The sequence below is a fragment of the Segatella copri genome (genome assembly GCF_026015625.1).
Classification (GTDB): Bacteria; Bacteroidota; Bacteroidia; order Bacteroidales; family Bacteroidaceae; genus Prevotella; species Prevotella copri_H.
Genome location: NZ_JAPDVG010000001.1, coordinates 3,734,714 through 3,745,131 on the forward strand (window position 1 = coordinate 3,734,714; position 10,418 = coordinate 3,745,131).

Annotated in this window: 9 protein-coding genes and 1 pseudogene; 8 read left to right on the forward strand and 2 right to left on the reverse strand. The window is 40.4% G+C overall.

Annotated elements, in window-relative coordinates; all coding sequences use genetic code 11:
• Positions 1-1,464: an MFS transporter gene (locus ONT19_RS15480; RefSeq protein ID WP_264953283.1), complete on the forward strand. Its 1,464-nt coding sequence runs from the start codon at positions 1-3 to the stop codon at positions 1,462-1,464.
• A gap of 70 nt (positions 1,465-1,534) precedes the next feature.
• Here ONT19_RS15480 and ONT19_RS15485 read toward each other — a convergent pair whose 3' ends face one another.
• Complete coding sequence (locus tag ONT19_RS15485) at positions 1,535-3,178, reverse strand: helix-turn-helix transcriptional regulator (protein ID WP_264953284.1); 1,644 nt, start codon at positions 3,176-3,178, stop codon at positions 1,535-1,537.
• 235 nt (positions 3,179-3,413) lie between these two features.
• Here ONT19_RS15485 and ONT19_RS15490 point away from each other — a divergent pair, with 235 nt between their 5' ends.
• From ONT19_RS15490 to ONT19_RS15500, 3 genes are read left to right on the forward strand one after another with little or no spacing between them, the layout of a single operon-like run.
• Positions 3,414-3,791 (forward strand): hypothetical protein, encoded by a 378-nt coding sequence (locus ONT19_RS15490; RefSeq protein ID WP_118190085.1) that lies wholly within the window; start codon positions 3,414-3,416, stop codon positions 3,789-3,791.
• Positions 3,792-3,815: 24 nt separating this feature from the next.
• A complete protein-coding gene (locus ONT19_RS15495; protein ID WP_264953285.1) occupies positions 3,816-4,958 on the forward strand; it encodes a DUF4848 domain-containing protein in 1,143 nt (380 codons plus the stop codon).
• Between the two features lie 22 nt (positions 4,959-4,980).
• A complete protein-coding gene (locus tag ONT19_RS15500) occupies positions 4,981-5,586 on the forward strand; it encodes an FKBP-type peptidyl-prolyl cis-trans isomerase (protein WP_264953286.1) in 606 nt (201 codons plus the stop codon).
• Positions 5,587-5,752: 166 nt separating this feature from the next.
• Here the strand turns inward: ONT19_RS15500 and ONT19_RS15505 are convergent, their stop codons facing one another.
• Positions 5,753-6,490 carry a nitroreductase family protein gene (locus ONT19_RS15505; RefSeq protein WP_264953287.1) on the reverse strand — a complete coding sequence of 246 codons (738 nt, stop codon included), beginning with the start codon at positions 6,488-6,490 and terminating at the stop codon, positions 5,753-5,755.
• 369 nt (positions 6,491-6,859) lie between these two features.
• On the opposite strand from ONT19_RS15505, the pseudogene ONT19_RS15510 reads away from it, so the two are divergent.
• The 4 genes and pseudogenes from ONT19_RS15510 to ONT19_RS15525 form a co-directional block, all read left to right on the forward strand.
• Positions 6,860-7,318, forward strand: a pseudogene (locus ONT19_RS15510) (adenosylcobalamin-dependent ribonucleoside-diphosphate reductase); the annotation flags it as partial.
• 66 nt (positions 7,319-7,384) lie between these two features.
• On the forward strand, positions 7,385-7,762 hold the full coding sequence (folB, locus tag ONT19_RS15515) for a dihydroneopterin aldolase (protein WP_264953288.1): 378 nt from the start codon (positions 7,385-7,387) through the stop codon (positions 7,760-7,762).
• Between the two features lie 55 nt (positions 7,763-7,817).
• A complete protein-coding gene (locus ONT19_RS15520; protein WP_264953289.1) occupies positions 7,818-9,158 on the forward strand; it encodes an N-acetylmuramoyl-L-alanine amidase family protein in 1,341 nt (446 codons plus the stop codon).
• A gap of 50 nt (positions 9,159-9,208) precedes the next feature.
• Positions 9,209-10,108: an MlaD family protein gene (locus ONT19_RS15525; protein WP_264953290.1), complete on the forward strand. Its 900-nt coding sequence runs from the start codon at positions 9,209-9,211 to the stop codon at positions 10,106-10,108.
• Positions 10,109-10,418 lie beyond the last annotated feature (310 nt).

A 10,418-nucleotide genomic window follows, 5' to 3' on the forward strand; every position in this document is an offset into this window, starting at 1 on the left:
ATGAGTCCTATTACAACAAGCAAAATGTCCAACTTCCGTTGGGTAATCTGTGCGCTGCTCTTCATCGCAACCACAGTCAATTACATGGACCGTCAGGTTCTCTCTTTAACATGGAAAGACTTTATTGCTCCAGAATTCCACTGGACAGATGATCACTATGGTACCATCACCGGTCTTTTCTCAATCTTCTATGCCATCGCCAACCTCTTCGCAGGTAAGTTCGTTGACTGGATGGGCACCAAGAAAGGTTATCTCATCGCTATCTTCGTATGGTCAACAGGTGCTGTGATGCACGCCGGTTGCGGTTGGGTAGCTATGCAGATGGAAGGATATGATTCTATCGAGGCGCTCCGCATGGTACAGGCAGGTAGTGATGCAGCTGTAGCGATTGCAACAATCAGTGTATGGCTGTTCCTCTCTTGCCGTTTGATTCTTGCTGTGGGTGAGGCTGGTAACTTCCCTGCAGCCATCAAGGTAACAGCAGAGTATTTCCCTAAGAAAGACCGTGCTTTCTCTACCGCTATCTTCAACAGTGGTGCTTCAGTAGGCGCTTTGGCAGCTCCAGCTACCATTCCATTGTTGGCTCGCAGCATGGGCTGGGAGTGGGCTTTCATCATCATCGGTGTGCTCGGTTATGTATGGATGGGCCTCTGGGTATGGCTCTATGACAAACCATCTAAGAGCAAGCATGTAAACAAGGCTGAGCTTACTTATATTGAGCAGGATGAGGACCTTGAAAAGGTTGAGGCTGAGAAAGAGACAGAGACTGCCGCTGAGGAGAAAACTATCGGCTTCCTGAAGTGCTTCAGCTACCGTCAGACCTGGTCATTCATCGTAGGTAAGTTGATGACTGATGGTGTTTGGTGGTTCTTCCTCTTCTGGGCACCAGCTTATTTCTCTGACCAGTATGGTTATTCTTCAGATTCAGGTATGGGTATCGCCCTTATCTTCACTCTCTATGCTATTGTAACCGTATTGAGTATTGGTGGTGGTTACTTGCCAACCTACTTTGTAGACAAGAAGGGTATGAATCCATATATCGGTAGAATGCGTGCGATGTTGATTTTCGCTTGTTTCCCATTGCTCGGTCTGATTGCCCAGCCTATGGGTGAGTACAGTGCATGGTGGCCAGCTATCATCATCGGTTTGCTCGGTGCAGGTCATCAGGCATGGTCAGCTAACCTCTATTCAACCATCGGTGATATGTTCCCTAAGTCAACTGTAGCTACTATCACCGGTATTGGTGCGATGGCAGGTGGTATCGGTTCCTTCCTGATCAACAAGGGTTCCGGTATGCTCTTCACCTATGCAGAGGGTCAGGGTTCAGCCTTCAGCTTCATGGGCTTCGATGGCAAGCCAGGTGCCTACATGATTGTATTCTGCATCTGTAGTGTAGCTTACCTCGTAGGCTGGTGCATCATGAAGGCATTGGTTCCTAAGTACAAGCCAATCGTGGTTGAATAAACATCACATATTTTATATAAGTTAAAAGCTCATTTGCACCAAGGCAAATGAGCTTTTATCATATTTATACTTATAGAGAAAGAATAAACCTGTCCCAATCTTCTGCACTCCCCAGCTTATTAAAGAACTTTTTGTATAATCTGATTCTTATTTTCGAGATGGCTGATGGTGTGCATCCTAACAGACATGCCATATCAGCAGGCTTGCACCCTAATTTGATGAGCATGCAAACATTTAACTCTCGATTGCTGATATCATAAACCGACCAAAGTTTTTCTTTAAAACTTGGCATGAACTGATTAAAGGTATCTTCCATTTGTTTTCTCTCTTCTTTTGTCAGATACTCTTTGGTTTCACTTCTTTTCTTCTTTTGTATCATGATCCCTATATCAGTGTTCTTGATGCTGCCTAAAGCTCGATTTTCTTCTTCAATCTTCAGTTTGTTTATGGCATTCTGCGCTAACAGTTTTTCTTTCTCATCAGCTAATCTTTTCTTCAATTCATCTTTTTCATTTGTAGCATTTATGAGTTGTAATTCTAATTCATCTATGCGTTTGTTGTTTTCTTTTATTTTCTCCAGACTGTTTTGGCGCATCTCTTCTTGCAATTTCTTCAGCATGAATACTTGCCTTTTTTCTTCCTGAGCTCTTCGTCTCAATCTACTGATTAATAAAAAGGCAAAAGTTGTAACTAAGAGTAAAAAAACAGTTGTAGAAGCAAACAAAAGTTTGAATTCATTTTTCTCTTTTGATATTCTGGTGATTCTTTCTTTCTGCTTTTGATAATCATACAGTCCTTTGATTTTTGCCATCATTTCAGAGTTCGTATTTCTCCGAATGCTGTCTACAATATGTGTGTACCGTTCGAAAAATTTTATACTTTCAAAGTTCTTCTCTTTTCCTAGTGATTCTTTTGTAAGAAACTTATATGCTTCTTCTTTTGCATATATGTTTCCTTTATTCTTCAGAAAGGAATATAGCATGTTGGCTTTGGATATATCTGTTTGCTTATATAGATTAGCTGCAATAAAATAAACTGCACTAGAGTCTGCTTTATTGATATTGTGTAGTATGTCTGGAAGCAACTTTTGGGCATTTCCCCAATCTCTTTTATCCGTATATGCAATAACACAATAGCTTTTTACACTATTGATACACCTGATATCTTTAGTGTGTTCAGCCATTTTCAAAGCTTTTTTTAAAAGTTTGAGCGCAAGTGTAGTTTCTCCCTTATCTAAAAGAACAAGGGCTTTGTCTTTCAATATTTTGACCATAGCAATATCGTCTTTTGCGATGAATGCTTCGTTATATGCCTTTGTGTACATATCGATAGCGTAGTCGTATAAGTATTGGTCGTAGTAAATATTTCCAAGTTGGGAATAACATTTGTTGTTTATGTTTAAAATGGTGTCTTTGATACTCGCTGCTTTTGTGTAGAAATTGACAGCTTTCATTGCTTCGTCTTTTTCACTTTTTATTCTGCCTGCATAGTATAAGGCTAATTTTAGAAAAGTATAATCCTTTTTGTTTTGCATATAATTGATTATTCTGCTGATATTTTTCTCGTATGGTTTGATGTCATGATCTGTTAGATCTGTTGCTTGAATCTTTAAAAGTTCACCATACATTTGTTCTTCTTTGTTGAATGAAGAGACATTTATGGTATCGAGGAAATTTGATGCTATGTTTTGGTCTTTGTATAAATCTTTAGCCATAGCATAAAAAAGACTGCGATTATCTGTTCTTTTAGAGCAGGACATAACGCACATAACGATAAATATGTAAATAAACTTTTTCATAATGCAAAGTTAATACATTTATTTGTAATATCTATGCGATAAATGCTTATTTTCCTTAATTTCCCCATTTGTCAAATGGTTGTCAATGTTTATATTGTTTAATGATGCATTTTTTCAATACTTTTGCATCCGAATTTTAATTATTAGAGTAATGAAAGTTTTAGTTTTTATATTTATTGTGTTTTCTTTTCTAGGTGTTTCTGCAGAGGAGAATATGAGTATCGAAAAGGAGTATGATGTAGTTTGCTCTATCTATAATGGTGGTAGACATAATTCTAATAAGGCTCCCCTTCGTTACAATAGAATATTGTTGCAAGTAACAGAATTGATGGTCTCTGTTGTTGATGGTGCTGATAGTCCACAACCCTCAGTGTTGTCTTTTTATTCTGGTGACGGAACCCTTCTTTATAGAAAACAGTGTATTCTTGAAAATGGTGTTGTTATTTCAATGGCACCCGATATAATTAACAAAGTGTCTAGAATTACTATTGTTCTTAATGATTGTGAATTTATAGGTTTTATTAAATAAAAGTTTAATTTTAAGGTTTTAAAAATGAAAAATGTATTTTTTTTATTTGCGCTTCTATGCGCATTCTTTTCATCATGTTCTGATGAAGATGGAGCTAATGTAACAACTTCAAACGTGAAATTGCCACATGTCGTTACAATTAATAGTGGTGACAAGGTAACTTGTAGCTCGAATACTAAATCTCAAGTGAAAGTCTTGGCTTTTGATAATGAGGAAGGCTTTAATCACTTTGTTGGTATTCTAAGGACAAAGACATCACAACAACGAGCTCAATTGGTTAAAAGTTTGGGCTTTGAAAGCTTGGCTATGATTAATGATAAAGCAGATAAGGAACTTGATAAAATAGGTGCAACAGCTTCATCTGTGGATGATTTCAGAGCAAAATATTTGGATTATAAGACAAAGTATGCAGGTATATTAGTAGCTAATGCTGCTGATTCTACAGACTTATCTCTTTATAAACCTGCTTCAAAAGATACTGCTGTTGCTCCGTACTTAGTCGGTGAATGTAATAAAGTTCTAGTTGATGGTGCTCTTCGAGATATCCCTTTTTCTGATGAAATGAATGATGACGATAAGAAAATCTTTGCAACAAGTTATACAGAATATTCGCCAAATTCGACAAGAAGTGTTGAGAAAGACTACACGAGTGAAGATTCTTGGCCAGTAAATGGTTTTATTGAAAAAGATGGTAATCATAAAACAATTTGTTCTGTTTACGTTACTGATGAATTCAAGTTGTTTATACATTTTGGTGCGCAATACAAAATGTGGTATGGATGGAAAAGGGCTAATCGACAGTTCTTTTTTAGATTGGAAAACATGGAAGGATTAGATAAGTTAAATCCGGATGCACTTTCTTCAAATTTAAGTCCGAATACATATTATTTTGGCACATCCAAAGAATTCTATTCATATACAAAAATTAATTTTCATGTAGCTGAAGTTACCCAAAATCCTATTGTTATGATAAATAAATATGAAGTTACAGGTAAAGTTTTTGTATGGACAGATAGAATGTCTGAGAAAGATGCTAATGGAAATGTAATATATCAGAGTACCGGAAGTTCTATATATCCTACACAACACGCTCCTCGTGAAAACTTCCCTTTGTTCAAAAAAGAAAATTCTTTTCCTTGTAAAATATCTTTAGTAGGTAAAAGATAAAAAATGAATGGAATGAATGAAAATGTATAAGAAACTGATTTATGGAGTATTGCTACTCTTGACAATAGCATCTTGTAGCGAATCATCTGAACAAGAAGATGAATATGCTAATTGGAAAGAGAGGAATGATGTGTTTTTCCAAGGTATATTTTTCAAGGCTGATTCAGCAATTAATGCTGGAAGTAATAATTGGAAAATTATACGTAATTGGTCTCTTCAAGAGCAGTTTGGAGTACAGAAAGAAAATTATATCGTAGTGCATGTTCTAGAAAATAGTACAAATACTTCTGTTCCGATTTATACCGATTCGGTTGTGGTAGATATTCAAGGTATGTTAATGCCAACTGATAATGAAGAAAGGAGAACTGTATTTTATACTACGTTTTCAGGGAAGGATAGGAATGTCTCCTCAGATTTGCGATTAACCATTTCTGCAAAAGGAACATTGCAAAAACAAGAAATTGATGGCTTGTCTACTGCTTTGCAGAAAATGCATATCGGTGATCGCTGGATGGTATACGTACCATATAATCTTGCTTTGAAGAATCAAAGTTCTGTTAGTCCTTTTGTTCCTGCGTACAGTACAATGATATTTGACATTACGTTGCTTGGAATAAAACATACGTAAATTTACAAAAAAGCGCATCGGCATTTGTTTGCTGATGCGCTTTTGGGGCTTTATGATTAAGGATTGGGACCTGCGATGGAATCGCAGGGAACGGGGGCGCAAAGAGGGAGAGGGAGCTTTTTACCCTTTTACCTTTTTACCCTTTTACCTTTTTACTTTTTTACCTTTAAATAAATCCTTGCTGTTTGAGGGCTTCGATAAACCCAACGCTCATCGCCTCGCAATCCTTCTTTGTGTATCGGATGTCGGTAAAAACCTGGGCTAGGGTCTCTACGTTGTTGATGCGAACGAACTCCTTGTTCTCTTCAAGAGCTTCCTTCTCTGCATAGAAGTCGTCAATCTTCTCTGGGGTGTAATCTTCGAAATGCTCGTGGTGGATGATGCTGCGCAGAGGGAGACGGTCGCTCAGGGCTGGATGTTCTGCCGGCCAGCCGATGGTCAATGTGGCTACTGGCATTACGAGCTTAGGGAGCTTCAGGGTGTCGATGATCATCTTTGGCATATAAACCGTAGTTCCCAGGAAACAGGTGCCTAAACCGGCTTCTTCTGCTAGGTTCGTAAAGGTCTGGGTGAAAAGAAGAGCATCGGTAGCTGCATTCATAAAAGAGAGAATGTTGTCATAGCCCGGGGTTCCCTTGCGGTTCTCTGCCCAGAGGGTTGTGCGGCGATAATCGGCACAGATGGTGAGGACGACAGGGGCTTCTGTTACCATCGGCTGGTTGAAGTGGGCTGGCGCCAGCGCCTTCTTTCCTTCTTCACTTCTTGTTACCACAACACTGTAAAGCTGCAGGTTTCCCATTGTCGGGGTGTGCTCTGCCTCTTCCAAAAGGCGGTTCAGGAGTTCTTCAGATACTTCCTTCTCTGCATATTTTCTGATGCTTGTTCTGTTCTTAATCGATTCCATATCTTTTTTATTTTATCATTATACCTTATTATATATATAGGAGTTCTGTTCCATTTCAGAACCCTATTTTGCTGCAAAGTTAGTGAAAGTTTCCCAAAAAGTTGTCTTTCTTTCGCTTTTTTAGTGAAATATATGCCAAAACGTTTCAGATTTTAGAAATAAAAGTTTAATTTTGCACCTAAATATGAAACGTTTGATATGAAATATACTGAAAATATGACTTTTGAAGAGGCTTCCAAGGCTCTTATAGATGAATTGAATGCTAATCTGGCAACACTTCATCAGAATTATCATGTAGAACAGTCTGATTGGAATAAACTCTATGATCAGATAGCCAATGTTGTTTCAGAGGAGACTCATCTTCCTGTTTTCTCTCCTGAAGTGATGGAGGTGCGACCTCGAGAACTGGAATGCGATGTGGTGCGATTCCAGAATAATAAGGAGAAATGGGTGGCTCTGGTAGGACTGCTCGACGGTCATCCATACGAAATCTTCACGGGTTTGCAGGATGAGGACGAGGGTATCATGCTGCCTAAATCTGTAAGCAAAGGCAAGATTGTGAAGACCATTCTGGATGGAGGCTTGAAGCGATACGACTTCCAGTTTGTGAACAAGCGAGGCTATAAGATTACGGTTGAGGGATTGAGCGAGAAGTTTAATCCTGAATACTGGAACTATGCCAAGCTGATTTCCGGTGTGCTGCGCTACCGTATGCCTATCGAACATGTCATCAAACTCGTTTATCAGCTCCAGCTTACTTCAGATAATATCAATACCTGGAAGAAAGGTGTTGTGACAGCCCTGAAGAGATATCTGAAGGATGGTAGCCTGATGAAACTTTACGATGATAGCGATTCCGAATCCTAATCCCCAAGATAGAAACTGATATAAACTATGCTTTTCCGTAGTAAGATATACTTGAAGAATGTCCGTTTCCATGCATATCACGGCGTTCTGCCACAGGAAACCCTGGTGGGCAACGATTATGTGGTGAATCTGGAGGTGAGCTATGATTTCTCCAGAGCCATGGAAACCGATGAACTGGCTGGAACCCTCAACTATGCAGAACTCTATGAACTCGTGAAACAGGAGATGGAGATACCTAGCAAACTGCTGGAACATGTAGCCGGAAGAATAGGAAAGCGACTCTTTGCAGAATATCCGACTATTCAGAAAATACAACTCGCCATTACCAAAGTTAATCCTCCTTTTGGAGCAGATTGTGACGGCGCAGGGGTAGAAGTTGTATTAACAAATGATAAAACTTTATAGTAGATTTAGGTTTTCTGATACAAAAGTAGTAATTTTGCAAAATCATCAGAAAGATATGTTGAAGAAAATAACATTCATATTGACCCTATTGTGTATGTTGGTGCTGACAGCGACAGGCGCCAACCGCCGTTTCACGCTCGTTATCGACCCAGGTCATGGCGGCCATGATGCGGGTGCACTTGGTGCTATTTCCAAAGAAAAGAATATCAATCTCTCTGTGGCATTGCAGTTTGGCAAATATGTTGAGCGCAATATGCCGGATGTGAGAGTCATCTATACCCGCAAGACGGATGTCTTTATTCCTCTGAAAGAGCGTGCCAACATTGCTAACCGCGCCAATGCCGACCTGTTTATCTCGGTACATACCAATGCGCTGCCAGCCGGTAAGATAGCCCGCGGTTTTGAAACCTATACGCTCGGTATGCACCGTGCCAAGGATAATCTCGATGTGGCTATGCGAGAGAACTCCGTTATCTCGATGGAGAAGGGCTATCAGCAGACCTATCAGGGTTTCAACCCAAGATCTTCTGAAAGCTACATCATCTTCGAGTTCATACAGGGTAAGAATATGGAGAGAAGCGTAGAACTGGCGCGCAATATCCAGCGAAAGGTATGCAACGGTGCCAACCGTCCGGATAAGGGTGTGCATCAGGCAGGATTCCTGGTTCTCAGAGAAACCTCGATGCCTAGCTGTCTGATAGAGCTCGGTTTCATCACTACTGCCGATGAAGAAAGACTGCTCAACGATGCCAGCAGGGTGGATGATATCGCCCGAGGTATCTACGAAGGTTTTGCGCAATATCGCAATAAATACGATAAATCCATCTCGGTTCCTTATCGAGCTGCGGATACAGAATCGGTGCCGGTTGCCAAGATAGTTTCTGATACGAAGCAGGAGAAGAACGAGCGCCGTGCTGAGGAGGTGGATACTGCGCCGAGAAGAACGGTGAAGCATGTGGAAACCAGAGCAACAAAGGCTAAAACGGTTCAGCAGAACAGAAGACAGAACCAGCAGGATAAACCGGCTCAGCAGAGCAGACAGACGCAGCAGAACAGACAGAACCAGCAGAACAGAACTGTAGCTCAGAACAAGCCGGCACAGCATAAAGCCAATGTAGCCGATGCGCCTGTCTTCAAGCTTCAGATATTTGTCAGCAACCGCATGCTCCGCAAGGGCGATGCCCATTTTAAGGGCGAAACCGGTTATGACAGTTATCAGGAAGGCAATATGGTGAAATATACGATGGGAGCCTCTACCAACTATAATGAGATTTTCCGCTTGCGCAAGACGCTTGCCGAGAAGTTCCCGGAAGCTTTCATCATAGCTTTCAAGAATGGAAAGAAATATGATGTGAATCAGGCTATTCGTGAGTTCAAACAGAACAGAAACCGCTGATTGACCTGAGTAAGGATAAGATATAAGCACGAATATATAAAGAGATAAATATGAAGCTAACAAAAGAAATCAAGATAGCTCTTGTAGCTATTGTCGGTATTTTGATTATGTATTTCGGAATCAATTTTCTGAAAGGCATGAATCTGTTCTCTACCAACAATACCTATTTTATAACGTTTGATGACATCCAGGGACTGGGTGCCTCTACGCCTATTTATGCGGATGGTTATAAGGTAGGTACCGTGGATGGTTTGGAATATGATTACAAGGAGAATGGTCCTATCAAAGTAAAGGTGGATATTATCAAGGATTTGAGAATCCCGCAGGGCAGTAAAGCCGAAATAGTAAAAGACCTGATGGGTAACCTGCAGGTGAATCTGCTTCTGGCAAACAATCCGCGCGAAAGAGTAGAACCGGGTGGTATCATTCCGGGTGCTGTAAACGGAGGCATGATGGATAAGGCTGCCAACCTGGTTCCGGTAGTGGAAAAGATGTTGCCTAAGTTGGATTCTATCCTTACCAGCGTGAATGCGCTGCTGGCTGATCCGGCTCTGGCTGCTTCGCTGCATAATGTGGAAACCATCACAAGCAACCTCACTGTTTCTACACGTGAGTTGAATACGCTGATGGCAGGACTCAACAAACAGGTTCCGGGTATGATAGGAAAGGCAAATGGCGTGCTGGATAATACCAACCGCCTCACAGCTAATCTGGCCAGTCTTGACGTGCAGGGCACTTTGAACAAGGTGAACCAGACTTTGGAGAGTGCTCATCAGTTTACTGAGAAGCTGAACAGCAACCAGGGCAGCCTCGGATTGCTGATGAACGATACCAAGCTGTACGACAATCTGACGTCAACCATGGGTCATGCCGACTCCTTGGTTATCGACTTGAAGGCACATCCGAAACGCTATGTCCATTTCTCTGTTTTCGGCAGAAAAGACAAGTAAAAAGAGTCCGAGCTAAATAAATTTAGTCTAAATAAGATTCGGTATGTTTCACGCCCCGAAATGACTCGCAAACTGTTTGTTTGTTAGCCGTTTCGGGGACGTTACATTATTGTTTCACTGAATTTCAGTCTGCTATATTTGTATTTTAGACAAGTGTTTGGTATTCAGTAATTTAAAGACTATCTATTAAAATGTTTTAAATAAGGGGATTTGCATTTCTCCTATTTTTTTTGTAACTTTGCACGTGATTTCGCATCTTTCGGTGCGTCCCGTCATTTGTGAATTAAAGTATTAATAATATTAGTAATCA

What these genes read in the sequence shown, in the direction of transcription:
- ONT19_RS15480 (WP_264953283.1), top strand. Translation starts at nt 1, where the DNA reads ATGAGTCCTATTACAACAAGCAAAATGTCCAACTTCCGTTGGGTAATC.
- ONT19_RS15485 (WP_264953284.1), bottom strand. Translation starts at nt 3,178, where the DNA reads ATGGCTAAAGATTTATACAAAGACCAAAACATAGCATCAAATTTCCTC.
- ONT19_RS15490 (WP_118190085.1), top strand. Translation starts at nt 3,414, where the DNA reads ATGAAAGTTTTAGTTTTTATATTTATTGTGTTTTCTTTTCTAGGTGTT.
- ONT19_RS15495 (WP_264953285.1), top strand. Translation starts at nt 3,816, where the DNA reads ATGAAAAATGTATTTTTTTTATTTGCGCTTCTATGCGCATTCTTTTCA.
- ONT19_RS15500 (WP_264953286.1), top strand. Translation starts at nt 4,981, where the DNA reads ATGTATAAGAAACTGATTTATGGAGTATTGCTACTCTTGACAATAGCA.
- ONT19_RS15505 (WP_264953287.1), bottom strand. Translation starts at nt 6,490, where the DNA reads ATGGAATCGATTAAGAACAGAACAAGCATCAGAAAATATGCAGAGAAG.
- folB (WP_264953288.1), top strand. Translation starts at nt 7,385, where the DNA reads ATGCTTTTCCGTAGTAAGATATACTTGAAGAATGTCCGTTTCCATGCA.
- ONT19_RS15520 (WP_264953289.1), top strand. Translation starts at nt 7,818, where the DNA reads ATGTTGAAGAAAATAACATTCATATTGACCCTATTGTGTATGTTGGTG.
- ONT19_RS15525 (WP_264953290.1), top strand. Translation starts at nt 9,209, where the DNA reads ATGAAGCTAACAAAAGAAATCAAGATAGCTCTTGTAGCTATTGTCGGT.